20 protein-coding genes and 1 tRNA gene are annotated in these 24,310 nt (G+C 56.3%); 1 reads left to right on the top strand and 20 read right to left on the bottom strand.

Features of this window, described 5'->3' with window-relative positions:
* Positions 1-11: 11 nt before the first annotated feature.
* The 6 genes from porX to L888_RS0101300 all read right to left on the bottom strand — a co-directional run bounded on the left by porX (position 12) and on the right by L888_RS0101300 (position 8,372).
* A complete protein-coding gene (porX, locus tag L888_RS0101325; RefSeq protein WP_027951568.1) occupies positions 12-1,586 on the bottom strand; it encodes a T9SS response regulator signal transducer PorX in 1,575 nt (524 codons plus the stop codon).
* Between the two features lie 2 nt (positions 1,587-1,588).
* Entirely contained in the window at positions 1,589-5,086 is a 3,498-nt protein-coding gene (gene porW / locus L888_RS0101320) for a type IX secretion system periplasmic lipoprotein PorW/SprE (RefSeq protein ID WP_027951567.1), read from the bottom strand.
* Between the two features lie 85 nt (positions 5,087-5,171).
* The gene (locus tag L888_RS0101315) at positions 5,172-5,555 is read right to left on the bottom strand and encodes a hypothetical protein (protein WP_027951566.1); all 384 of its coding nucleotides are present in this window, start codon (positions 5,553-5,555) and stop codon (positions 5,172-5,174) included.
* 89 nt (positions 5,556-5,644) lie between these two features.
* Positions 5,645-6,898, bottom strand: coding sequence for a 3-phosphoshikimate 1-carboxyvinyltransferase (locus L888_RS0101310; RefSeq protein WP_027951565.1), 1,254 nt, complete (start codon positions 6,896-6,898; stop codon positions 5,645-5,647).
* 17 nt (positions 6,899-6,915) lie between these two features.
* Positions 6,916-8,082 carry a zinc-dependent metalloproteinase lipoprotein gene (locus L888_RS0101305; protein WP_027951564.1) on the bottom strand — a complete coding sequence of 389 codons (1,167 nt, stop codon included), beginning with the start codon at positions 8,080-8,082 and terminating at the stop codon, positions 6,916-6,918.
* A complete protein-coding gene (locus L888_RS0101300; protein ID WP_156924970.1) occupies positions 8,082-8,372 on the bottom strand; it encodes a hypothetical protein in 291 nt (96 codons plus the stop codon). The genes L888_RS0101305 and L888_RS0101300 overlap by 1 nt, the downstream gene beginning before the upstream one ends.
* On the opposite strand from L888_RS0101300, the gene L888_RS0101295 reads away from it, so the two are divergent.
* Positions 8,346-8,418: transfer RNA gene (locus L888_RS0101295), tRNA-Pro, on the top strand. The genes L888_RS0101300 and L888_RS0101295 overlap by 27 nt on opposite strands.
* A gap of 126 nt (positions 8,419-8,544) precedes the next feature.
* Here L888_RS0101295 and L888_RS0101290 read toward each other — a convergent pair.
* The 14 genes from L888_RS0101290 to L888_RS0101225 all read right to left on the bottom strand — a co-directional run bounded on the left by L888_RS0101290 (position 8,545) and on the right by L888_RS0101225 (position 24,226).
* Positions 8,545-9,156, bottom strand: coding sequence for a class I SAM-dependent methyltransferase (locus L888_RS0101290; protein WP_027951562.1), 612 nt, complete (start codon positions 9,154-9,156; stop codon positions 8,545-8,547).
* Positions 9,153-9,536, bottom strand: a complete 384-nt coding sequence (locus L888_RS0101285; RefSeq protein ID WP_235777467.1) for a hypothetical protein — start codon at positions 9,534-9,536, stop codon at positions 9,153-9,155. The genes L888_RS0101290 and L888_RS0101285 overlap by 4 nt, the downstream gene beginning before the upstream one ends.
* A gap of 23 nt (positions 9,537-9,559) precedes the next feature.
* Entirely contained in the window at positions 9,560-10,432 is an 873-nt protein-coding gene (locus tag L888_RS0101280; protein WP_027951561.1) for a hypothetical protein, read from the bottom strand.
* 92 nt (positions 10,433-10,524) lie between these two features.
* Positions 10,525-12,495: a TonB-dependent receptor plug domain-containing protein gene (locus L888_RS0101275; protein WP_027951560.1), complete on the bottom strand. Its 1,971-nt coding sequence runs from the start codon at positions 12,493-12,495 to the stop codon at positions 10,525-10,527.
* A gap of 56 nt (positions 12,496-12,551) precedes the next feature.
* Positions 12,552-13,343, bottom strand: a complete 792-nt coding sequence (locus L888_RS0101270) for an HmuY family protein (RefSeq protein ID WP_027951559.1) — start codon at positions 13,341-13,343, stop codon at positions 12,552-12,554.
* Between the two features lie 7 nt (positions 13,344-13,350).
* A complete protein-coding gene (locus L888_RS0101265; protein WP_245594794.1) occupies positions 13,351-14,235 on the bottom strand; it encodes a calycin-like domain-containing protein in 885 nt (294 codons plus the stop codon).
* 51 nt (positions 14,236-14,286) lie between these two features.
* On the bottom strand, positions 14,287-14,763 hold the full coding sequence (locus L888_RS0101260; RefSeq protein ID WP_027951557.1) for an Ig-like domain-containing protein: 477 nt from the start codon (positions 14,761-14,763) through the stop codon (positions 14,287-14,289).
* A gap of 201 nt (positions 14,764-14,964) precedes the next feature.
* Positions 14,965-15,495, bottom strand: coding sequence for a hypothetical protein (locus L888_RS0101255; protein WP_027951556.1), 531 nt, complete (start codon positions 15,493-15,495; stop codon positions 14,965-14,967).
* 113 nt (positions 15,496-15,608) lie between these two features.
* Positions 15,609-16,673 (bottom strand): Gfo/Idh/MocA family protein, encoded by a 1,065-nt coding sequence (locus L888_RS0101250; RefSeq protein ID WP_027951555.1) that lies wholly within the window; start codon positions 16,671-16,673, stop codon positions 15,609-15,611.
* Between the two features lie 11 nt (positions 16,674-16,684).
* Complete coding sequence (locus L888_RS0101245; protein WP_027951554.1) at positions 16,685-17,752, bottom strand: radical SAM protein; 1,068 nt, start codon at positions 17,750-17,752, stop codon at positions 16,685-16,687.
* Between the two features lie 100 nt (positions 17,753-17,852).
* Positions 17,853-19,556, bottom strand: a complete 1,704-nt coding sequence (locus L888_RS0101240) for a sigma-70 family RNA polymerase sigma factor (protein ID WP_027951553.1) — start codon at positions 19,554-19,556, stop codon at positions 17,853-17,855.
* Between the two features lie 316 nt (positions 19,557-19,872).
* Positions 19,873-20,676, bottom strand: a complete 804-nt coding sequence (locus L888_RS0101235; protein WP_027951552.1) for a class I SAM-dependent methyltransferase — start codon at positions 20,674-20,676, stop codon at positions 19,873-19,875.
* 20 nt (positions 20,677-20,696) lie between these two features.
* Positions 20,697-22,448: an ABC transporter ATP-binding protein gene (locus tag L888_RS0101230; RefSeq protein ID WP_027951551.1), complete on the bottom strand. Its 1,752-nt coding sequence runs from the start codon at positions 22,446-22,448 to the stop codon at positions 20,697-20,699.
* Positions 22,445-24,226, bottom strand: a complete 1,782-nt coding sequence (locus L888_RS0101225; RefSeq protein ID WP_044248327.1) for an ABC transporter ATP-binding protein — start codon at positions 24,224-24,226, stop codon at positions 22,445-22,447. Before L888_RS0101225 ends, L888_RS0101230 begins: the two co-directional genes overlap by 4 nt.
* Between the last annotated feature and the right edge of the window lie 84 nt (positions 24,227-24,310).

Raw genomic sequence — 24,310 nt, 5'->3', positions numbered from 1 at the left:
TCCGTGTGCGGTCAGCGTCGCCGCGGCTTCAGCGTCACCAGCGGCACCATCATCTCCTCCATCGAAATGCCGCCATGCTGGAACGTGTCCTTGTAATAGGACACATAATAGTTGTAGTTGTTGGGGTAGGCAAAGAACGCATCGCCAGTGGCAAACACGTAGCTCGTGCTCACATTGGGCGATGGCAGCTGCGCCTTGGCCGGGTCCTTGACCACAAACACCTCCTTGGGATTGTAGCTCAAGTTCTTGCCGAGCTTGTAGCGCAGGTTGGTATTGGTGTTGCGGTCGCCAATGATCTTGATGGGCTTGGAGGCCCGGATGGAGCCGTGGTCGGTGGTGAGGATGACCTTATAGTCGCTTTGCGACAGCCGCCTGAACAGCTCGGCCAGCACCGAATGGCGGAACCAGCTCAACGTGATGCTGCGATAAGCGCTCTCGTTGTTGGCCAGTTCGCGCACCATTTTCGATTCGGTGCGGGCATGAGAGAGCATATCGATGAAGTTGATGACGACCACGTTCAGGTCATTGCCACGGAGTCCGTTGTACTGTTGAAGCAGCCGATCGCCCCCGACGGAGTCGTTGATCTTGTGATAACTGAACCGTTCGTGACGGCGATAGCGTTCTATTTGGGTGCGAATCAGCGGCTCCTCGTTCAGGTTCTTGCCCTCCTCCTCGTCCTCATCGACCCACAGGTCGGGAAACATCCGGGCTATCTTGCTGGGCATGAGCCCGCTGAAGATGGCATTGCGGGCGTATTGCGTAGCCGTGGGCAGGATGCTCATGTACATCTCTTCCTCAATGTCGAACTGGTCTCCAATCTCTTGAGCCAGGACGCGCCACTGGTCCCAGCGGAAGTTGTCTATGACGATGAGAAACACCTTGTCGCCCTGACCGAGTGCCGGAAAGATGCGCTCCTTGAAGATGTCGGGGCTCATGAGCGGACGGGAGCCGCCGGCCCGGAGGGGCGCGGCCTGTTCCGGATCCACCCAAGCCATGTAGTTGTTGCGCACATACTTGGCAAATCCCAGGTTGGCTTCCTCTTTCTGCATCTGCAACATCTCGGTCATCTGGCTGTCGGCAGCACTGAGTTCCACCTCCCAGTGCACCAGACGGCGGTACACTTCCATCCAGTCTTTGTAGTCCTTGCAACCGGCAATCCGCATAGCCAGCTGCTGATACTCCTGCTGATAGCTGCTCTGCATCACCTCGGTCACTATCTCCTTGCTGTGGATGTTCTTCTTCAGCGTGAGGAGAATCTGGCTGGGATTCACGGGTTTGATGAGGTAATCGGCTATCTTGGAACCGATGGCTTGGTCCATGATGTTCTCTTCCTCGCTCTTGGTCACCATCACCACGGGGGTCTGCGGCTGTATTTCCTTGATGCGTTGCAGCGTCTCCAGGCCGGAGAGTCCCGGCATCATCTCGTCGAGCATAACCAGGTCGAACGTGTGCTGGCGGCACTCCTCGATGGCGTCGGCCCCATTGTTCACGGTGACAACTTCGTATCCTTTCTTCTCTAGGAAGATGATGTGAGCCTTCAACAGCTCGATTTCGTCATCTACCCACAATACAAATCCGTTGTTCATCTTTAGAATCCTTCTAAGTCATAATACTCATCTTCCAGGTCGAAGGTCTTGTTCTCCTTCCTAGTTTCCTTGGGTGTCTCGGTCTTCGGCTGCGGTGCATCGGGCTTGGCGGCCGGAGTCTTGCCCGCCGGCTGGCGGTTTGCAGGGGCAGGAACACGCCCGGAAGACTGGGGCTTGGCCCCTGCGGGCACCTGGGTTGCAGGTGTCTGCGGCACGGTGGTGCCGGTTGTCGTGACGGGTGCGGGCGACGGCTCGTCGTCGTCCAGTATCACGTCGGCTCCATTGCTCAACGTGGGCTGCACACGCTTCACGGCGGGCACAGGCACTGAGGCCGGTTCTTTCGCTGCGGGCGTGGGCGTGGAGACCACAGGTTTGGCAGCAGGAACAGCAGGTTTAGCGGCGGGCACCGCGGGCTTTGCAGCCGGAACGGCCTGCCTGGGCTCGGGCGCCACGGGCTTGGCCACCGGGGGCACAGACTGTTCCACCGGCACCACGGTCGTCCCGGCCGGCTGCCGGGCCGGCTCATCGGGCGGGAGAATGGTGGTTCCGGCAGCCTGCGGCCGGGCCTCTTCCTCCATGGGAATCTCTGTTTCGGCCGGCACCGCGGGCTCGTCAGGGGCCACCACGGTGGTGGTGTTCAGGTATTCGTCGATGTCGCGCTCGGTGACGGGCTGCGCGGTCTCGGGCGTAGGCTGCGTGACGACCTCGGCCGGCTCGGTGAGCAGATGGAAAGTGGAGATCTTCAGCGGAGCAAAATGCTTGTTGTAGAACCTGCTGTACTCGTCGTAGCTGAAGTTGGTACCGAGCAGGGGCAGGTTTTCTTCGCTGATGATGACGGGGCGCGCCTTGCCCATCTGCCGCACCACACTCTCCTGAGCCAGCAGCCGGTGGGCATATTGCAGGGCCTCGTCATAGTTGCGGAAGCCGGAAACCACCATGCGATCCACGCCGTCGGCCTCCTCGACACTGATGTCGAAGTTGCGAACGAGATAGCTGGCGAAGTTGTAACGGGCCAGTTCAAAGAGCAGCTTGTTCTGGTTCAGGGAGTCGGGCTGATAGACGAGCATGAACACAAAGTTGGCATTGCGCTCGTTGCTCAGCCGCCGGGCCTGCAGCGAGTCGCTGTCGGCCAGCACCACGCTGCGCCGCTGCCACACGTTGCCCAGGTCGAACTTGCCGCCATGCAGCCGCCGTCCCTGCTTCACTCCATTGACTATCATGCCGGCCATTTCGGCCAGCTCGCTCTGCGGATATTTCTCCACGAGCGTCTTCATGTCGGCCACACAGGCTTCGCCCTGCCCGTTGTTGAGTTTGCTCAACCCGCCGATGAAGAGGAATTTGTCGCGGTTGGCCCCCAAGGGAAAACGCGTCTCGGAGAGCCCGGTATTGGCCGCCACCTCGGCCAGGCGGTCGGCCTTGAAGGCCGCATAGGTGGCCGCATAGAGCGAATCTTCGACATGAACGCCCTCGCGCGCATTCTGCACGAAATAGGGGTCGGTGAGAATCTGCGTCCACTGGCTCTCTGGCCAGCGCGCCCGCAGCGAGTCCACGTAGCCGTTGGCCCGGTCCATCCGGCCCTGGCGAGCATAGAGCAGGAAGAGGTGGTAACAGGCCTCGTCCATCTTTTCGTAGTCGGGATACTGGGCGGTGAGTCGCGCAAAGGCTTTCTCGCTGAGCGGCAGGTTGTCGAGCTTGTCCTTGAAGATGACTGCGCTGTTGAACAGTCCGTCCATGATGATGAGGTTGCTGGCCTGCCGCTGCTCCTCGGTGAAGGGAATCTGGGCCAGGTAGTATTCGCGTTTGTGAGGGTTGTTCCGTGCGGTGTCCTGCACCTGCGCCAGCGAGTCCTGCACGGCCTGTGCCTGCAGCATGGAGTCGCGCTGCGCGTCGGTCATGGCGGCCGCCCCGTCGTCAAAGCCCAGCCCGGCCACCACGGTCTTGTTGTTGCGCTGCCAGTTGTCCACGTTCTCGCGCTTGCCCCACAGTCTCTGGAACTGCTGCTTGCCCTGCTGCACGGCCAGCTGGTTGTAGAAATACCAGCCGCCACCCTGTTGTCCACCCACGACGGGACGGTTGGGCGTACGGCTCATGCCGCCCATGCCACCATTGCGCTGCTGCACTTGCTGCACCTCCTGCTCGGCCAGCTTGTTGCGTTCCTCCCTTTCCTTCTTCTTCAGAGCCTCGATGGTGCGGTCGATGGCGGCGTTGCGGTCTTTCTCGTCCATGCGGGCCAGCGACTGCAGCGAGTCTTGCAGGTGCACAGCCTCGGTGTAGGGCACCAGCTCGTCGAGCACCTTTGATCGGTGGGAAAGCTGCCCGTAGTCGGGCCGCTCCTTGTCGAGCAGACCGATGGCCTCGCCGTAGCAGCGCTGGGCATCGGCATATTTCTCCTGCGTCCAGTAGAGGTCGCCCAACCGCAACAGCAGCACACCTTTCTCTATGCCGCCGCGCGTGGCCTTGGTGTTGCCCCTCTCGTAGTTGGATATGGCCTGGGCGGTGTCGCCCTGGGCCAGATAGATGTTGCCGATGGCATAGTACACCTGGTCCAGATAGTCCTTGTTGTTGTCCGAAGCAGCCATGCGTTTCAGCTTGCCCACCATCTTGCGGGCCTGCCGTCCGGCCATCACCTCGGTCTGCGCAATGCGGGCGTTGAACTCCAACTGGTAGGGCGGGTTCAGCCGAATGACGCGCTGAAAGGCGCGGTAGGCCTGTTCGTCGTGGCCCAACGCCGCCTCCAACTGGCCCAGCAGATAGCACTCGCGCGCCTTCTGCCGCCGGCGCATCTCGTGCCTGATGACCTTGCGCAGATAGGGGATGGCCCGGGCATAGTCGCCCGTATGGATGTAATAGTCGGCATAGGTATAGTCCCATTCTTTCTGTGCGCGCCAGTGAATGGAGTCGCGTTCCATGTTGCGAATCACGTCTTCGGCATCGTAGAGGAACCCGTTCTCGATGTAAGCCTTGGCCAGCCAAGCCCTTGCCCGGCCATAAATGGCGGGTTGCGTCTCGTAGAGTCGGCTCATGTAGCTGAAAGTGGAGGAGGCGCCGTCGAAGTCGCCCTTGAAAAATTGCGAGCGGCCCATGAGCATCCAGGCCTTCCAAAGAAAGGGATTGTACTCCTTGCGACCGAGCCATTCCAGGTCGCGCTCGGTCTTGCGGCGTTGCTTGTTCCACTCCGGCCGACGCTTGATGGAGTGCAGCTTGATGGCTTTCTCGGCCTTCTCGATGGCCTTGTCAAAGCTGCTCTTGCCCAGTTCGCGGCTCTTTTTGTTGGCCACGGTGTAGAGCGGGATGAGCTCTGTGTAGTCATCCTGGTTGCCGTTTTCCTTGGCCAGCGAGCCGTCTATGTAGGCCAGCGTACCATTATAATAGGTGTTGTATCGGGCATTGAACGAGTGCCACCACCGAGACTTTGCCGTATTCTTCTCGGTGGAACAGCCGGCCAATGCCAGGACTACGCCTGCCACGGCCAGAAAAAGTAGGTGTCGTTCAATTCTCAATTGTTAATATAACTCCTCGGCGGCCCGATTATTGCATGCGCCGGCACGGTTGCGCTGCATATTGCCGCACTCCCCTGCCCCGCCGTCAGCCGGCCAGCTGCACATATTCGTCCTTGATGCCATCGGGCATGTTGATGCCGCGCAGGATGAGACTGCGGTTCCAGGCCTTCACCTCCTCGGGGCGTAGCGTCTCCAGCACCTCGGCAAACAGCCCGGTCTCTTCCTCCGTGTAGCCGTCAGACGGCCGCCCGCGATAGGCATCGAGCTCCTCGTCGTCGAAGTATTCCACCTCGCGGGTGGCCGCTTCCATCATGCACACCTGCTCGCACTTGTCGCCGGAGCCGTCGCAGCTGGCGCAGTCGCCCGCTGCTTTCACGATGGGTTCTTCGCCGTTGCGCCGCTGGGAGACGAGCCCGAGCACGGCCGCGAAGAGGCCTAAAAACAGGATTGAAAGGATGAGTAAGAACATACGGTGGGATGAAAACGCCGCAACGGGCCCGAGAAAAGGCCGCAAACGCAGCGCGATTACACTGATTTCATGACGCGTTTGCGCCGCATTCATTCGGCCTCCACGGGGCAGACGCTGAAGCCCGCCCGCGCCAGGTCGTCCCAGTAGCGGGGATATGACTTCGACACCACCTCGGGATGGCGGATGCGCAGCCCCGGAAACTTGACGGCCAAGGGCGCAAAGGCCATGGCCATGCGGTGGTCTTCGTAGGTGTCGATGGGGGCGAACGTGGGCTCGCAGCGGCCGTGCTCCCAGATGAGCTCGGAGCTGTTCTCGCTGCGAATCAGGTAGCCCAGCTTGCGCAGTTCGGTCTTGAGGGCTTCGATGCGGTCGGTCTCCTTGATTCGCAGACTGGCCAAACCCGTGAAGTGAAAGGGAATGTCGAGTGCGCAGCAGGTGGTGACCACCGTCTGGGCCAGGTCGGGACAGTTGGTGAAGTCGAAGTCGAGGTGGCGCACGCGCGCCATGCGCCGCTCCAGCTCCACGCCGGGAGCTGTGCCGTCGGAGCCGCACACGAAGTTGGTCCGCACGCCCAGCAGCGAGAAAATGTACTTCACCACGGAGTCGCCCTGCCTGGAACCGTCGGAGAGTCCGCCCAGCCTGATGCGGTTTCTACCCCCATAGAGCGCCAGCATTTCGTACCAATAGCTGGCCGCGCTCCAGTCGCTCTCGATGAGGTAAGGGGTCGTGGCATAGAGCGTTGGCCGCACGGAGATGGTGTCCACATCGGTCCAGTCGGCCGCGGCTCCGTGCTCACGCATCATGCAGAGCGTCATGTCGATGTAGGGGCGCGACACGATGTTGCCCGTAAGCTGGAGCACCAGCCCGTCGGCCATGACTGGGCCCACCATCAGCAAGGCCGAGATGAACTGCGAACTCACGTCGCCCTGCATCTCCAACCGGCCGCCGGGCAGCCGCCCGCCGCGGACGCGCAGGGGCGGAAAGCCCTCTTCGCCCTCATAGTCTATCTGGGCGCCCAGGCTGCGCAGGGCGTCCACAAGGATGCCGATGGGCCGGTGGAGCATGCGCTCGGTGCCCGTGAGAACGTGCTCGCCCGGGGTCACGGCCAGATAGGCCGTCAAGAACCGCATGGCCGTGCCGGCCGCCTTGATGTCGATGACGGGCGGCATGAGGCCGAGTGCAGCCCGCATCACGGCCGTGTCGTCACAGTCGGAGAGGTTGGATGGCTGGACGGCGCCACCCGTCAGCGCGTGGATAATGAGCGCCCTGTTGCTGATGCTCTTCGAGGAAGGCAGGGCGACGGTGGCTTCGAGAGAGGGCGGAGCTGTGATTTCGTAGGTCATGAGTTATCCTGTTTGCGTTATCTGATAAGACGTGGACGGGTGTAGAGCTGCGTGCCCCCGACGGTCGTGGCACGCGTACGACGGTTGGCGCCGTTGAGCTTGGGGCCGGGAATGAGCGGACTGTAGTAGAGCACGTTGCGGATGCGGGCCCGTTGCTCGTCGGAGATTTTGAAGCCCAGCGTGAAAGCGTAGTCCATGATATTGGCGCTGTAATAGGAGGAGGTGTCGCAGGCATACCGCCTGAGCAAGTCCAAAACGTTCATCGTGCTGTTGCCTGCGGCGTAGGAAGAAAGGTAGCGGCTGTAGTCGGCGCGGTTGTAGGAGGGGGTGTCTTTGCAATAATCAGTGTCGCCACACGAGTCGACCGGCTCAAAGACATCGGCCGCCGCCGTGGAGTTGCCGGCTTCTGTAAAGACATGGTAGAGACCCAGATAGTGGCCCAGCTCGTGCGCCAACGTGACGACGACATCGACCGAAGAGATAAAACTGGCCTGGTGATCGGCGGCCATGTAGCGGTCGGACTGGTAGTAACCGCCCCCGGAAGCCTGTGCGGCATAGCGGCTGTTGATGGACGAACAGAGAGGATAGCCCAGCCGCGACTTGGAGATATAGGTCTCGGCGGTGGTCTCCAAACCGGCAAGGGCATGGTCGCCCTTGATGGTATAGGGCATGTGCGACAGGCCCAACACCGTGCCGCCATCCTGTTCCTTGAAGGGGTACAGCATGACATTGATGTACTCATTCGGGTCCCAGATGTACCGGGCATTGGCCTGTGCGGTCATGAAAGCCGACTCGTCGATGGGGTATTCGCCCGTGTAGCGAATGTATTCCACGCCGGGCGTGGCGAGCGTCTTGCCGCTCTCGTCCTGCTCGGCCAGTACGAAGCGGAGGCGCACATTGGCGCTTTCGCCGTAGATGCCGCCCTGATAGATCTCGTTGACATACTGCAACAGGTTCTTGAGACGGCTTGCCGGGATATACTGGGCGGCGTTGTTGGCATCCTGATAAAGCACGTGGAAGATGACGGGCAACTGGTACACGTAGTTGCTGTCCACGGTGGCCGTGGTGCCATCTTCGTCCTGGTCGGCCCCGCTGTTGCCGACCATCAAGCCGTCGTCGCCCCCGCAAGAGGCCATCAGCAGCACTGCCGGCAGCAGCAATAAAGTTGTTATTCTTTTCATCATCAATCGTTATGGTCGCGCCCCTGCCCTTTCGTTTCGCCTGAAGTCCGTGTTCCCGGCAGTTGCGCCACACCCTCCCGCCGCCGCCCGTCCTTAGGAAACGGCACGCGGGCGAATGCTCGTGCAAATTTACGAAAATAAAGAAGAAACCACCGAAAACGCCTCCGTATAATTACTTTAAATATCCAAAACAAAGCAAAAACTTGCCCGAAAGTTTGGTTGTTCCAAAAAATATCCATACCTTTGCAGCCGTAAAACAGATAGTTCGGGATTTGGCGCAGTTGGTAGCGCACACGTCTGGGGGGCGCGAGGTCGCTGGTTCGAGTCCAGTAATCCCGACTATATTCAAAAGAGGCCGATTGAATCGGCCTCTTTTTTTAATCATAATATCGGCCGCCACGACGAATATTGGAGGGAACCAGCCCGTGCGGGGCATCGCGATTCTGGCAAACCGACTATGTATGCTTATGGATTTACACCGAAGAGGACGGCATACGATGGCTTCTTACGGTGGATTTCTGTTTGGGTGAAACCTGCATCTTCGAGCAGTTCTTTGAGTTGCTCGGGCGAATAGGCCGTCATGCCATCCACCACTTTCGTCCATACGGAATCGGCGTTGGCCACTTCGATCATGACGACGAACCGGCCGCCCGGCTTCAACACACGGCGCACCTCTTGCAAACAATGAGGAAGGTTGGGCCAGAAATAAATCGTCTCGACGGCCGTCACAAGGTCGAACTCCTGGTCGCCATAAGGCAGAGACTCGGCAGTCCCTTGGCAGACGAACACTCGTTTGCCAAGCTCTTCAGCATTCACCTCACGTGATTTTGCCACACTTTCTTCCGAGATGTCGATGCCATAAGCCCTGCCGTCCCTGCTCCTTTCCAGCAGCCGTTTCAACGTAGCCCCGCCGCCACAGCCAATGTCAAGCATCGTCCATCCGTCCCTGAAGCCGATAAGGCTAAGCCCCCATTTGGTCAGCGGGGCGTGACCTATATTCATGAAGCGCAGCACGACCCGTCCCATCCGGCCTTGCGGATGGGCGCAGTTGCTGAAAAAGTTGTTCAGAAGTCTCATCGCTGCCCCTCCCTCACATGCTGAATGCTTTGCCATGCCAGCACAAGACCGATAAGAATCATCGTGGGCATGACGACATACTGCCCCGCATTGTCCGACGGCAATTCCATCACGGCATGGGCAATGTTGAACAATGCGATGAGCACGGCCAGCACGGCATTGGTTATTCTCAAAGCCTTCGCCCGCTGCCATGAACAGAAAATGCCGCAAACGGGGACAAAGAAAGAGAGTAGCATCATGAAGACCATCATGCCTTGGTCGACGTTGCCGTCGGTAGCGACGACTGCCATATCCTTGCCCCAGAACATGGGCAGCATGTCACACACGGAGTGGCTTGCGAAGCCACAGATAACCAGCAGCCAAAGAACTGCAATCTTCATACCTTTTGTCATAGTTGTTTTATTTAATGGTTAGGTTTCCGTTTCGACGCTTTCGCCCAGAAATAAAACAGCAACACGAGGAAAGCGACGAGGATGCAGAGCATCAATGTGGTATATTTCTCGGGCTCTACCCAGAACTCTTGGAAGAAGTTGATGCGCCCGAGGATCTCAACGGGCGTCCAAAAGATGATCACTGTAGCGACTGCCATACGAATGTTGGCCCCCCAAGCGGCAATGTGGAGCTGTCGCTTCATCATGAACAGCGAGCCGATGAAGCAGCCAATGCCCACCAGATAGGTTACGGGATGGTGGTCGCCGAGGAAGTTCTTGTCGTAACAGAACATGAGCAGCAGGTACATCGCCCAGAGCATCATGTTGAGTTCCATGAAGGTAATGATGGACGTATGGCGTGTCATGGGCTGGAAAACGATTTCCTTGTGACGATTGCCGAAGAGTCGTTTCTGAACCCAAGTAATGAAGTCGCAACCGTTCTTGACACTGAAAATGTACATCGTCATCACCATCATCCACATGCCAAACGAGGCGGGCATGATGAGATACTCGGGCTTGGTGACGATTTCGCCATGCTCTATTTCGGGCTGCACGCCATAGCGGCGGGCATAATAGAGGAAGAGAAACTCCACCCAACCTGTCCAAAAGAGCAGTCCACCAAAGAGTCCCCACAGGGTTTGGCGGGTGTCGCCCTTGACAAACACGCCCGTTATGACCATCACCAGTCCGACCAATCCGAGTGCGAAGCCGGCGTAATGCACCGCTGTGGGCTGCATAAACTTCTCCATGAGAATCATCAGTGCATGGCCAAGGGGCATCGTGAACAATACGAGAACAAACGAGGCGACGGTTCGCCACCAGTAGATTTTCTTTTTCATTTTCATTCTTGGGAGTTAGAGGAGGAGAAGAGTTTGGGAAATTGTGCCAAATAGCAGTGCGTCGTCAAAGGCCCGTGGAACGGATTTGCCATGGCCATCTAAAAGAGTTTGTCGACATCGACCGACAATCCCACCATCAGATTTGTCCCATCCGTCAGGGGGCAGTTCAGGTAATAGTACTCCGGCTTGTAGTTGAAGAGGTTGTCGAGGGCGACACTTAGTTTCACCGCCTTGCCCACCCGCTGCACCAACGAGAGCTTGCAGAGCGCATAGGCAGGATAGTGAATGGTGTTGACTCCCTTGGAAATGTCGTAGTAATCGACAAACTCCAGATTGTCAACAGCCGAAAGAAAGCGGGCGTCCAGCCCAATGTTCAACCCATAGTTTCTCGAGAACTGGCGGTCCCAGTCCACGTGTCCCGTCAGCGAATGCTTGCGGGCCGGGATGTACTGGTTGTTCACGGAGTTGCTGTTCTTGTCCTTTGGCAAATGTTCGTCCGTATAGGCGTAGGACAGACGCGCCGTGATGCCGTCCGGCCAACGCACCTGTGCCGTTGCCTCACCACCGATCACGGAATAGTTGTCAAGGTTCAGATAAGGCAGGTGAGGCATGACGTCGGAAGCGTTTTTATAGAAAGGCGCACCCGTGGCTATCTTGTTGTCGATACGGTTGTAGTAGCTGCTGATCGTGAGATTGCACCGTCCTTTGGTGTATTCCCCGGAGAGATTGAAGTTGTGGCTCACCTCGGGCTTCAGGTCAGGATTGCCCTCTACCATCCAGATGCCGGCCATATCGAAACTGTAGAACTTCTCTTTCAGCGTCGGTGCGCGGAAGCCCATGCCATAGCCAAAGCGGATATTGAGGTTGTGAATGGGCTGATAGCGGACGCTCACTTTCGGCGTAAGGCGGGAGGTGCGGCCGTTTGAGAAGTAGTCGTAGCGGAGCGCACCCACCACTTCCCAGTACTTGCTTGCATTCCAGTCGTACTGCGCATAGGCGTCAAAAGTGTCCTGCTTGCGCATGTGCCCTGCCAGGTTGATGTTGAAAAGATAGTCGTGCATGTAGTCGGCACCAGCCGAAAGCACGTCGCCATCACCGGAAGTGTGACTGTAGAGCAGACGGAAGCTGTTCTGCACGTTGGAGTAATCGCGTATGTCGAGCCGGGTGATGCGCTGATAATCGGACTTGTCGTACTCGTCAAAGGCGTAAGCGAGCTCCATGTTGTCGTGTTTGGTCGGCTTCCATACCGCACGAAGTCCGCCCGAAAAGTCGCGATAGCGCTCGGGTGTCTCCGTCGTGCGCACCAGTTGCCGGTAGAAATACCCGGCGCGCCCCATGATACGGAGCTTCTCGCTCGGAGCATAGGCAAGCTGTTCCCTGAAGTTCCACGTTGCGTCGCCATAAATGGCAGACACCACTCTACTGGCAGGATGGTCGCCATTGTGCACGCTATAGTTGTCAGTGGAGTTGCGATTAACCGTCAGCAGGTTGCTCCACCGTCCCTGTCCAAGCTGCAAGGACAGTCCGTAGCGTTGTTCGTTGTGGCGTGCCAGCCGCGCATTCATATTGAGGGCAAACGGGCGGACGGCATCTTTGGTGATGACATTGATGACACCACCGGCGGCATTCGACCCATAAAGAGCCGACGCAGCTCCCTTCACAATTTCGATATGGTCCACGTTCTCCATGCCGATGCGGGCGAAATCGACGTCGTCCATCGTCTCGCCGGCCAGCCGCTCGCCGTCGACCAATATCAGGATGCTCTGGCCTCCGAACCCTGCAAAATTGAGATGCACCTGCTGGTTCATGGCATACGAGAACTCAACGCCGGGAATCACTTGCTCCAAAAGATCGCGCAAGTTGGTGGCATCGCTCTTCCGAATGTCGGTTGACGATATGACTTTTGTCAGCACAGGAGTTTTGGCAAGGAGTTTGGGCGTGCGCGTCCCTGTAACCACGACCTGTTCCATCTCGACACTTTTGCTGATGGAGTCAGACAACGCGTCTGTCCGTCCCATGGTGGGGAGCGCACAAACCAATGCCGAAATGATGATGGATATCCGTTTCATTTTTAAGAAAATACGGTCTGCTTCCCTTTGGAGGGAAGAAGTTAGGAGAGACTTTACTAATATGGATACTTGTAGTTGATGGTCAACCAGCACTTCGTACCGGCAGCATCCATATAGTTCTCCAGTTGCACGGCAGCATAACTGCCACTCTTCAGGCGGATGATGAAGACGTGATTGTTCAGCGTGAATGCGGGGGGCATGGGGGGAATGTCCAACCGAAGCCAGGACGACAGCACCTTATTGATGGCAATGCCCTGGCAACCCACCAGACTTTGGAGCATCTGCGACTGATCGGCCCAGACTTCCGTCTCCGTCCATTCGTCGGTTTGAAACGTCGCTCCAGTGAACGCAGTACTGTTCTTCGGCAGGTCGTTCAACGAGGTATAGTTGGTTTCCAGCACGGCACCACCGTTCGTCCGCACGTTGTTGCGGTGGACGGCAATGCTCCACGACGGCGGCTCGGGTTGTGCTTCGGTAGCGACAAACCCACGCTTCTCGTGGTTACCCAGGCCTTTACCGAAGACATCGAACCAATAGGTATAGAGTCCTGTCGGGTCGTCGGCCGCCCCATCTGTTTTCGACATGGGGATGGGATAAGCTGTAAAATGGGTCTGCGCCCTCATCAGCCCAGCCGTATCTTTCCGTTCCACGTACTGGCGGAGCGAGTCAAAATCTATATAATACCAGTCTTTCCAGCTGGAAGCATTCACATAGACCTGTCCCTCCAAGATGGTTGGCGCGGCAGGAGCATCGTCGTATACACCGTCGAAAATGCCATTGCAGGCTGTCGCCATCATAGCAATGGCGCAGCCTGCAACGATATTTATGGTGTGGGAGACCTTGTGCATGGGCCTGTTATCGAGCAGTTTTTGTTCCGGTATAGGTTGCTGTTATCGGGAATGGCATGTTGCCTATCTGAAAAGTGTTGGTGATGGTCAACGTACCGGTCTCGCCAAGACTGACGGAAACCCTGCTGCCATCCTTGAAGTCATAGTCCTTATCCATGGTTGTCACGCCTTCGCTGACGGCTTTGAAGTGAACCGTCAACCCGTCCTTGCCGTAGTCGCGCACGAAGCTCTTCGACTCTTCGTCGTATACAAGGTTGGAAACGGTATAGGAACCAAGAGTGAGGTCGCCCATTGCCGTGGCGGTATAGTTCTCTACCGAAGTCGTAACATTGATGGTACCGTCGGCATTGGCTACGATCTTGTAGAGGGCATCGGCAGCCACATACGGCCCAAACATACCGCCAACCATCAGCGAGTTCGTCCCCGTGTAGTCGCCGGAGACCTTCAGTGCGGCCGGAGCCTTGCCGTAGTGCCAAGTGATGGTTGTGCCGCCCATCAAGCCGGGAACGGAAATAGCCATCTCCGTCATCTTGCCACCGATCGTTGCTTCGTACTCTTTCACGCCACCGCCATGCTGGTTGGGGACTGAGATTTTGCCGGTTCCGGCAATTGTTCCCTTATCCATTGTGATGTTGAAAAGGCCGTTGCCCCACTGTGCATCGCTGAAGCGCGCAAGGTATTGCTCACCTACCTGCATGACTTTCATCTGGGCAGCGTCTCCATAATACATGTTGGTAAAGAACTTGCTGCTGACTGTCAGGTAACCCGTGAACTCGTGAAGCACCGTCGTGTCAGGAGCAGCCGGCCCAAATTGGATGTTCGTTATTTCATCGGCACTATAAGTAACTGACGACCCGTCCTTCTTATTGATGGTTACAGTCTGCGCCTGCATGCTGGCCGCAAACAGTAAAGCTGCAACGACTAAGGTAAAAATCTTCTTCATTTACTTCTTGATAAATTTAAATGTCTTGTTTAATGATTTTACAATGAACACGCCCGACTGGCCATTGAGAGAAATCTCGACAGAGCCGTTGGCGGTTACAATGGCTGTGCCGACAGTCTGGCCGTTAACTGCATAAACGTCAACACGGCTACCAGGCTGCAAGCCTTCGCCCTTGATAGAGGAGCCAAACCTGAACACAGCATTCCCTTTCGCAGCCTGAGTAGCGGCGCCAATTCCTGTCGTCTCGTCGGTAAACTCGAAAGTAAGCACATCACTTAATGGATAATTGACCGTCTCTCGCTCTGTCTTCAGCACGAGGTCGTTTCCAGAAAACGTCACCTTGGGCTTTTCCGAAAGAGCAAAACAGGTCGCTTTTCCGTCCTTGCCACTTACCTTCACATAGCCGGCCGCAAGTGCCGACACGCTGACTGTCATAGCCAGCGACGCAAGTACGATTGTCCGAAAAATCGATTTCATTATTCTATAATTTGTAAAAGCTTTCTATTTGACTGCAAAGTTAACCATTCTATAAATGTAGCACAATACCTATTTTTTATGATTTTGCACTTTCATGAAATAAAAAACCAAAGAGCCGTTCATAGAGAACAGACCCTTTGGCAGCAATTCCCAAAGGCAGACCTACCTTTACTGTCGGCCCAATGGAAAACCCATCATGCCTTAATTTTCCGGTAAAACCATTTCGGGCTTGAGCGTTACGCTAACCTTTTTGTTCTTTACGAGATTGACCTGTCCCTGATATGCCATATCGGATTCGTCATATTTCATGTTGGTTCTGGCATAGTACACTTTCAATTGATAGTTGCCGGGCGTCAGTTTACTCATCTTGAAATTGACGTCAAAGTCGCAAATGCAGTCCGCGAGCACTTCAAGCGGCTTGTGATACACAAGCAGAATCATTTGATTGTCCTGATTGGCGATGTCCACTAAAATGTTTCTTACAGCGCAGTTGGCTTTCACATCTTCCAGCATACACCGGGCAATCCCGTCCTCTTTCAGCTCAATGTCAAGCGTAGCGAGCTTGGAATAATTTGCCGCATAGAAATCACGCTGCGTCTCTGTTGGAGACAAGGAGGTCTTGCAAGTCGAGTTTGCGACATCATAAACTTTTAATCCACTAAGGACTACATTCTCAGAGGAGCATGCCGACAGTCCAACGAGACATACCAGACTATAGAATACCTTTTTCATGATGAGATAGATTTGATATTGTTACTATTAGTATTAAAGAGGAAAAGCACACACGCTGTAGACAACGAACCTGTTGTTTTTTTAATTTATTACTAAGAAAATACGCATACTGCCTAAACCTTGTTTATCTTTGCTTTTATTTCGCCCAAAAGATAGTAGGTTGCCTTCATGCTTTCCAGTCCATACTTTCGGCTCTTGCCTATGTTATCTTCCACCATATCAGCAAATGTTTTTATCTCCGAAAAGAAGCCTTGCGAGACAATTTGGTTGTTGGGCACGGTCGGAACAAAGCCATTTCTTCCGTATAGATTGACGACAACGGTACGGCTTGGGGCAACTTTCTCCCATGGAATTCCCAACACTGCAGAGCGTCTTGGGGAGAAATCAAGTTTCTCCATTCTGTCCAACATATACTGTCCTTTATCCGTACTGATACTTAACAGCTCTTGCGCATCCTGCCAAGAATAGTCCGTTGACAGTTCCAGCATGCCTGTTACGTCTTTGTGTTCCAAGACAAGAAACAAGGTCTGCCCACCATCCCTGCCAATGATTACGTCTGCCATCTTCACCTTTGCCTGGCCAAAGAGAAACACAACATAGTCAAGCGGATGGATAAACAAATCAAACAAGGCATCACCCTCCGGGTACAGTCCTGTCAGATAACGGTAATGATAATGCCGCTTGCCCTCACCCCTCAAACGTTTTTGGAGAATCCGGGTAGCAGGAGCAAAGCGTCTTTGCAGTCCCACCATAATATCTTTTGTTCCACACCGCTTGGCGGCATCGGTCAGAGACTCCAACTCACTGCCATCCCTACAAGGTGGTTTCTCTATGAACAAAGATTTCCCTGACCTAATGACCTCTCCGGCAATGTGAAAATGTGCATGCGGATTGGCGGCGACAAAGACACCGGAGACCGTATCATCACTCAAAATGTCCTGTAGAGAAGACGTTCCCTGAACTCCCCTGTACTTTTGGGAAATCAACCCTGCCTTTTTCTCTGAGGTGCAGCAGATATATTTCAGTGGCAACTGAAGATACTGTATGACCGGCAACAGATTGCTGACACAATGGCTGCCAAGTCCAACGAGCGCATACTGACGGGTATAGACACGGTCCAACTCCCTCATGCTGCGCATGCGCTTGTATCTACCAATGATGTTGTCCAAATATCCCATGACTGTTCTGACTATGCGGTTATCGTCTTGAAATGCTTCTTATAGGTAACATGCCTGTCCTTTGTCCATTGATATTTCCCATAAAACAGCTCTATCATTCGTTTGGGAAGTATTCTTTCCAAGTTTCTCAACAGGATAATATCATACTTCCGATGGTAGTTTATCCAACATTGGTTGCATTCTCTCGAGTGTCTGCACTGGATTTTACAAGTCTTCCGTGAGTTGAAAATCTCGTCAAGCGTGTTCTCATGGACGTTTCCCAGAATCACATCCAAGTTTTGACATATAGGTACATCCCCATTCGAGTGGATGACCAACTCGCTGAAAATACTATGGCACCGAAGTTTCAGCCTGTTATTCTTCCACTCGTCATACAATGCCACGAAGTCATAGTTCTCGTCAGTTTGGTGTATGGAGGGAGGTATCCGGCTAATAAAGTCCGTGTCGCTGGCTTCCATCAGCTCCTTTGTCGTATCAAAAAACGACATTGTACTGTAAATACCGATACGCACGTCAATGTCATACTTCCTCGCAATGCCTATGACGTGTTCCATATCCTCGAACGAATTCCATGGGGAAAGGCAGAACATCAGGGAAACGGGTACAATGTCCTTGCATGCTTCCACCACTTCTATTACCTTGTCATACCCATCCCGCCCCCGCATATAGCGGTAGGTTTCCCTATTGCCGTCAAGCGAAAGGTACAGGTGCTTGGGGTGATGGTCCTTCACAGACGCAATCACTTTGCTTGCAGCAAGGCAATTGGAGAGCAGCGTATAATTGGGATGATGCGCGTCAAACCATTCCAATATCCTCTCGGCTTCGGGATGAAGGATGAATTCTCCCCCCTCCAAACCGACCATCGTTCGTTTCGTCACACATTTGCTACCCATGATTTTGACAATGTCCTCCAGACTTAGATTCTCCTTTGGCTTCTTCCAGATGGAACAATGCTTGCAACGCGACTGACAGCTTGTGGTGGAATAGATCATCAACGAGGTGAGCTCCTTATGCTGTTTACGTACTATATTGTTGACAAATACCATCCCATTGTGGATGTAGTCATAGATGCTGTACATTCTTTCTCCTTGTTATTGTCTTTATAAGAAAGAGAAAAAAACAGCAAAAAGACTGCACAAAATCTATGACTTCTCCCTTATTTTCTCATCATTTATCGTCTTACCACGTGAGCCGCAGCCCGAACGGCACCGTTATGAAGAACGGATGCTCCGTGCGATAAGTCTCAAGACCGCTGCCATTGCCAAAGTAATAGAACATGTTAGGTTCCAGATACAGGCTGAACGGCTTGAATATCTTGTACTGCACACCGGCTCCCAAGTTGACGGACCACTGGCAGCGGGCCTTGATGTCGCCCCTCAACGTGAATGAAGAATCGGCCGTTACCGTGAATTTCTTGTCGAGCGAGCTGTGGACGGGCATTTCAAAGGTCACGCCACCCGTCGTGTATGCGTTGAAACGACCCTTGCCCCATATCTGCCAGGTCAGGCGGAGCGGTATGCCCACGTAGTCTATTTTCTGGGTTTTCACCAGTGCCGCCTTGTTGTATTGGCTCTCAAACTCTGACTTGAGCCTGGTATAGGTCAGGCCTGTGCCGAATGTCCACCTTGGGCTCAACTGCTTGTTGACGGAAAGGCCGAATGTCTTGGGGCGGTGATGGTGCGCCACTTCACCCAAGGGACTGTCGTCATCCATAGGGTGGTTCATAAGTATCAAAGACATTCTGGCCCGCTCGACAGAATCCATCAGGGCATTGTTCCTGACAAAATAGCTCTTCAAATCGCCCCAAGTATGCAGTTTGGCAGCTGCGCCGCCATTGGCATAGTCCACAAGAGACAAGTAGTCCAGATTCGAGATGGCTCCACTCGCACCGGCATTGGAGGAATAGCCGAAGTTGAATGTCCACGGATATTTCTTTTTGTGACCGGGGCGGAAGACCGTTTCTTCGTTCATCGCCACCATCTTGATTTCGGGAACCCGTGGCAAACAGTGCAGGGAGTCGCCAATGCTGATGCCTGTTGCCAGATATTTCTGCAAGGAATCTGCGCTGAATGGCACGGCCCGCAGTCCAGCTTCCACGCTGTCCTGTTGCACTTGGGGAAGCAGTTTCTCCATGGGGGCAGTTGTTGTTGCCAGCCTCCTGCCGCCATCGCCGCCGATGCCCGAGGGGACAGACTGTTCCGCTTGCCTTGTTTTCCGTGCCGTTTCCGCTCTCTGAACCCTCCCCGTTTTACCCTTACGGGTGTCCACCGCGGTCGGCCCGACATCGACGGTTCCCTCCGTCTTGTCCCTCATGATGAAATAGAGATACACCGGAATCAAGAGCGGCAACAAGAGCAGCATCCAGTAGTTGGCCAGCAGGGCCCGCAGCATTTTCTTCGCCCTGAACAGCTGTGAAGAGGAGCTGTGCGGGTTGATGCCGAGCAGTTCTCCTATTTCTTTATGCGACAAACCGTCCAGCACCGAGAGCTTGAACACCTCGCGGTTTCCCTCCGGCAGCGACTCTATGGCCGAAAGCAGCTGTCCCAGTTCTATGTTCTTTTGCTCCTCGGCTGCGTCATCTTGGATTTCGGCATCCAGACACGATAGCGGAATGGTGTCTTTCCCTATGCTTTGGAGGTACTTCAAAGACATGTTCCTCACGATGGTTATCATCCATCCCTCCAGCTTTGCATTGTCTTTCAGCGTCTTGATGGAGGAGAAGATGATGATAAAAGCGTCGTGCAAAATGTCTTCCGCCGCGCTTTCATCTACCACATAGTGCAGGCAGACTTTCATAAGTCTGCCTGAATATGCCTTGTACAGATGTTCAAGCGCCTCCCGTTCCCCCTGTTTACATGCGTCTATATCAACGTCCGAACTCATAGATACATCTATCCTTTTTATTAAAAGAGTAGATTGTACCTGAAAGACTGCATGGAATTTGGCACTTTTTTGGAAGAAACGCTCTTTTTTAACTCCAAATGTCACCGGCCACGACACTGGCTGCCGACCCCGTCAGGAGGGAAACGCACAGCATGAAACGGAATAGGGAATGCTTCTTCATCTGATTTTACACCTTATTATATATATCCTCTTCCCAAAGGAAGCACTGCAAAATTAGCAATAAAAGCCGAATCAGCAGTCCCACCCCGCCGTTTTTCTGCACCCCGGCAGGCCTTTCGGCCGGCGGCGAGGCCCATCAGGCCTGGCCGCCGGGCTTCCGTCCGTAGATGAGCCCGATGTGGCAAATCATCCACGGCGCGCGCAGGAAGCGGGGAACGAACCCCTGCCGCTCCACCTGCCCAATGTAATGCAGGTCGGTGTAGCCGTCGGCGCGCAGGCGGTCGAACAGTCGGCGGATGTCGCCATACACCATCTTGCTGTCGAAAAGATCCTGAAAGGCAAAGCTGCCGCCGGGCTTCAGCACGCGCAGTGCCTCCAGCACAAGCTGCTGTTTGTCGGGCTGCGTCTTCACCTCGTGGAACACAAAGTTGCTCACCACGGCATCGAACGCATCGTCGGCAAAGGCCAGCCGGGCCGCGTCGCCACGCTCGAACCGGATGCGGTTGGCCACGCTCTCGGCGGCGGCATTGCACTCGCACTGCGCCTTGCCATAGTTCCACATCTTGCCCCAGTAGTCAATGCCCACAACTTCGGCCTCGGGAAACTGCTTGGCGCAGCGAATGCTCAGCGCGCCCGAGCCGCAGCCCACGTCGAGCAGCGTGCCCCGTCCGTCCCAGTCCAGGTGTTCCACCAGATGCGCATGGAACATACCCATCAAGCCTCCACCGTCGAAAGCAAAGGCCCTGCGGCACAACCACATGTACACCAGCATGGCCAACATCAGCACCACGAGCAGAGCTGCCAGTCCCGTCACGACAGGTTGATGGAACGCCCACTCCACCGCAGCCAGCACAACCACCGCTCCCAAGGTGACGATCACCAAGAGTTGCAACACATAATTGGAAACCCAGTTCCCATAATCAGCTTTTCCTTTTTCCATGATTCAGTATATTTACAAGTTTAGTTTTCGTTTCCTATCTCTTCGGCGCACGCCTGCTTTTCCATCATTTCCTTGAAGAATCCGCCCTGTGCAAGCAGTTCGGCCGGCGTGCCCTGCTGGGCCACGGTGCCATTCTGCAGGACGACGATGCGGTCGGCACCGGCCACAGTCCGCATGCGGTGGGCAATGAGGAGCACCGTTTTATTCTGAATGAGGCGGACAACAGCCTGTTGCACAAGCACCTCGTTCTCCACATCGAGCGACGATGTGGGCTCGTCGAGCAGGATGATGGGGGCGTCCTTGAGAAAGGCGCGGGCAATGGAGATGCGCTGCCGCTCGCCTCCCGAGAGTTCCGAGCCGTTCTCCCCGATGAGCGTCTGCCAGCCGTTGGGCAGCCGTTCCACCATCTCGTCGCAGTGTGCCATCCTTGCAGCAGCCATCACTTCCTCGTCGGTGGCGTCCCGGCGGCCTATGCGAATGTTCTCCATCACCGTGTTGTTGAACAGCGTCACGTCCTGAAACACGATGGAAAAGAGCGTGAGCAGCCGCTCGGGGTCGGTCTGCGACACATCCATGCCGCCGATGCAAACCCGCCCGTCGGTGCAGTCCCAGAAGCGGGCTGCCAGCCGGCTCACCGTGGTTTTACCGCCTCCCGACGGACCGATGAGGGCCGTCACCTCGCCTTGGCGTGCGGTGAACGTCACGTCGTGGAGCACGTCTTCACGGCCTTGGGCGCCGGCATCGTAGCCAAACGACACGTGGTCGAAGCGGATGTCGTAGCCCTGATTGGTCAGTTCGTCGCGGCCCTCCTGCACGGGATGCTCCAGTATGCCGTTCATCCGCTCGGTGCGAACACGAAGCATTAGGATGGCCGCAAGGTTGACCAACGCCCCGCCCATGGGATCGTAGAGCCGCGAAATCACCAGCATGAACATGAAAAATGTGAGCACCGTGACGTTTCCCGCGGCCAGCAAGCCGCCTCCGACGATGGCCGTAGTGGCTATACCGACCTTGAGCACCATCTGCGCCGGCACGACAAACAGGGCCCCGCCCAGCTCGCTCACCTGCGCCCTGCGCTCCACAGCCTTGATTTTCAGGTCCAGTCCCCGCAGGTAGTCGGCTTCGGCATTGCTGGTTTTCAGTTCGCGCAAGGCTTCCAGGCATTCCTGTATGCCGTCGGCCAGCGCCATTTTGGCCCCCATCTGCCGTCGTTCCAGCCGGTCGATGACGTGGGGAGAGAGTGCTACGACCGCCAGACTCACGGGCAACGGCCACAACGAGCCCAACGCCAGCCGCCAGTCGAAGAAGAAAAGTGGCACCGCCACGAGCAGCGTGGAGGCAATGGAGCCGTAGAACTCGGGGATGAAGTGCGACGAGGCTGTCTCGATGGAGGCGCAGTCGCTCATGATGGTACTGGTAAGGTCGGCCAGGTCTTTCTTTCCGAAGAAGCTCAGCGGCAGCCGTCTCAACCGTTCGGCCACGGCAATGCGCCGCACGCCGCTCTCTATATAGGTGGCATAGAACGTTTTCTTGTATTGCCAGGCATAGCTGGCAGCAATGAGCAGCAGACAGCCGGCGGTGCCCGCAGCGTAAAGCCACATCCGCTCCGGCCGGAGCGGCCCTTGCAACAAGTCGGCCACGAGCCAGAACAGCAGCCCCACAGGCATCATCAGCACCCAGTTGCTCAAGGTGCAACTGGCGCACGCCCACATCATGTCCCTGGCTCCCCGGCGGGAGAGGGCGTACTGGTGTTGCAGTTTTTCGACAATCATCTTCTCTGATAGTTTAGGGTTTCGTTGTATTGTTTCCACATGGAGGCATAGAGCCCGCCCTGCGCGAGCAGTTCGGCATGGGTGCCCTGCTCGGCCACGCTGCCGTTGCTGAGCACAAAGATGCGGTCGGCCCTCACCACCGTGGAGAGCCGGTGGGCTATCATGAGCACGGTCTTTCCCCGGCCCAGCACGTCGAAAGCCCGCAGCACGCGCTCCTCGTTGTCGGGGTCGGCAAAGGCCGTGGCCTCGTCGAGAATCAGTATCGGCGTGTTGCGCAGCATGGCACGGGCGATGGCCACGCGCTGCTGCTCGCCCCCGGAAAGGTAGGTTCCGCGGCTGCCTATCACGGTGTCGATGCCCCGCGGCAAGCGGGCCACGATGTCGCCGCACTGTGCGGCCTCGAGCGCCGCCTCCACCTCGGCCCGCGTGGCCGCCGGACGGCCCAGGCGCACGTTCTCGAGAATGGAGGTCTTGAGCAGGCAGCTGTCCTGAAAGACAAAGGAGACGGTGTCCATCATCGTGTGTTTGGCTATCTGCTTCACATCCACGCCGCCCACGCTCACCACGCCGCTGTCGGCATCCCAGAACCGGGCCACGAGGCTGGCCAGCGTGGTCTTGCCGCCGCCCGACGGCCCCACGAAGGCCACATGCTCGCCGGCTTTCACCTCCAGCGACACGTGGCTGACGGCGGCCGAGCGGCCCCGGGCCGAGAGATAAGCAAACGACACGTCGGCGAGCACTATGCCATGGTCGCGGGGCTGCCGGGGGCTGGCCGTCTCGGGCAGGGGTTCCATGGCCATCACCTCGCCAATGCGGTGCAGGGCGTCCTCCACCAACATGAGGTCTTCACTCTGAAACATGATACGCGTAAGCATCAGCGTGAGCACCGGGGACACGATGACGTAGTAGACAAGATTGAGCAGAAACGCGTGTGTGGCGGCCTCGGCGGCGGCCCAAAGCGCATAGCCCACGAGCACGGCAAACACGCCATTGCTGATCGTTGTGTAGAAAATCATCGGCGTGCGCACCGAGCGCGTGTAGCCGATGACCCAGCAACTGTAGTCGTCGATGGTCTGTTTGAACCGCTTGAACGAGAACACCGTCTGCCCGAACGTCTTCACCACCGGGATGCCGCGCACGTATTCCACGGCCTCGTTCGACATGCGGTCGAGCGCATTCTGGTATTCGGTCATGGTCTGGCGGAGCGACGGCCCTATCATGAACGCAAAGAGGATGGCAAAGGCCAGTGCCACGGTGGCCATGCAGAGCAGTCCCATGTGCCAGTCGAACCAAAACAGCAACACCAGCATGCCCGCGGGCGTGGCATAGCTCCCGGCCATATCGGGCAGCCGGTGGGCCAGATAGGTCTCCGTGGCGGCGCTGGCCTCGTTGACCGTCTTGCGCAGCCGTCCGCTGCCCATGCCGTCCATGAAGCCCAGGGGCAGCCGCACGATGTGGCGCAGAAGCCGCCGGCGAATGTTGGTTGCCACACGGAATGCCGCCACGTGCGAGCACATCAGCGCCCCCACATAGACCGCCATCGCCGCCACGGCCCAGCCCACGGCCACCCATCCGTAGTGCGCCACGTGGGCCATGCGGCCGTCAAGCACGTCGTGCAATATCTGCCAGATATAGACCAAGGGCGCCAACCCCATCAGTGCACTCGTTGCCGAGAGCACCCACGAGCCCACCAGGAGCCAGCGCAACGGCCCAGCATAGCCCATTAGGGTGCGCAGGGCCGAGGGTTTCTTCACCTTATTATTATCAGACCTGTTCATGTTTGCGGTTTTTGTTCCTTACAAAAGTAAGCATTCCGTCCTACTGCCGCAATACCCAATAATGGTGAAACTTTGCGGCGCAGC

It is taken from the genome of Hallella seregens ATCC 51272 (genome assembly GCF_000518545.1).
GTDB lineage: Bacteria > Bacteroidota > Bacteroidia > Bacteroidales > Bacteroidaceae > Prevotella > Prevotella seregens.
Note: the sequence above shows the minus strand (reverse complement) of the source record. Positions and strands in the feature narration are given on the sequence as shown.

Coding starts and splice junctions, on each gene's coding strand:
- porX (WP_027951568.1), bottom strand. CDS start 1,586: ATGAACAACGGATTTGTATTGTGGGTAGATGACGAAATCGAGCTGTTG.
- L888_RS0101315 (WP_027951566.1), bottom strand. CDS start 5,555: ATGTTCTTACTCATCCTTTCAATCCTGTTTTTAGGCCTCTTCGCGGCC.
- L888_RS0101310 (WP_027951565.1), bottom strand. CDS start 6,898: ATGACCTACGAAATCACAGCTCCGCCCTCTCTCGAAGCCACCGTCGCC.
- L888_RS0101305 (WP_027951564.1), bottom strand. CDS start 8,082: ATGATGAAAAGAATAACAACTTTATTGCTGCTGCCGGCAGTGCTGCTG.
- L888_RS0101290 (WP_027951562.1), bottom strand. CDS start 9,156: ATGAGACTTCTGAACAACTTTTTCAGCAACTGCGCCCATCCGCAAGGC.
- L888_RS0101285 (WP_235777467.1), bottom strand. CDS start 9,536: ATGAAGATTGCAGTTCTTTGGCTGCTGGTTATCTGTGGCTTCGCAAGC.
- L888_RS0101280 (WP_027951561.1), bottom strand. CDS start 10,432: ATGAAAATGAAAAAGAAAATCTACTGGTGGCGAACCGTCGCCTCGTTT.
- L888_RS0101275 (WP_027951560.1), bottom strand. CDS start 12,495: ATGAAACGGATATCCATCATCATTTCGGCATTGGTTTGTGCGCTCCCC.
- L888_RS0101270 (WP_027951559.1), bottom strand. CDS start 13,343: ATGCACAAGGTCTCCCACACCATAAATATCGTTGCAGGCTGCGCCATT.
- L888_RS0101265 (WP_245594794.1), bottom strand. CDS start 14,235: ATGCAGGCGCAGACTGTAACCATCAATAAGAAGGACGGGTCGTCAGTT.
- L888_RS0101260 (WP_027951557.1), bottom strand. CDS start 14,763: ATGAAATCGATTTTTCGGACAATCGTACTTGCGTCGCTGGCTATGACA.
- L888_RS0101255 (WP_027951556.1), bottom strand. CDS start 15,495: ATGAAAAAGGTATTCTATAGTCTGGTATGTCTCGTTGGACTGTCGGCA.
- L888_RS0101250 (WP_027951555.1), bottom strand. CDS start 16,673: ATGGGATATTTGGACAACATCATTGGTAGATACAAGCGCATGCGCAGC.
- L888_RS0101245 (WP_027951554.1), bottom strand. CDS start 17,752: ATGTACAGCATCTATGACTACATCCACAATGGGATGGTATTTGTCAAC.
- L888_RS0101240 (WP_027951553.1), bottom strand. CDS start 19,556: ATGAGTTCGGACGTTGATATAGACGCATGTAAACAGGGGGAACGGGAG.
- L888_RS0101235 (WP_027951552.1), bottom strand. CDS start 20,676: ATGGAAAAAGGAAAAGCTGATTATGGGAACTGGGTTTCCAATTATGTG.
- L888_RS0101230 (WP_027951551.1), bottom strand. CDS start 22,448: ATGATTGTCGAAAAACTGCAACACCAGTACGCCCTCTCCCGCCGGGGA.
- L888_RS0101225 (WP_044248327.1), bottom strand. CDS start 24,226: ATGAACAGGTCTGATAATAATAAGGTGAAGAAACCCTCGGCCCTGCGC.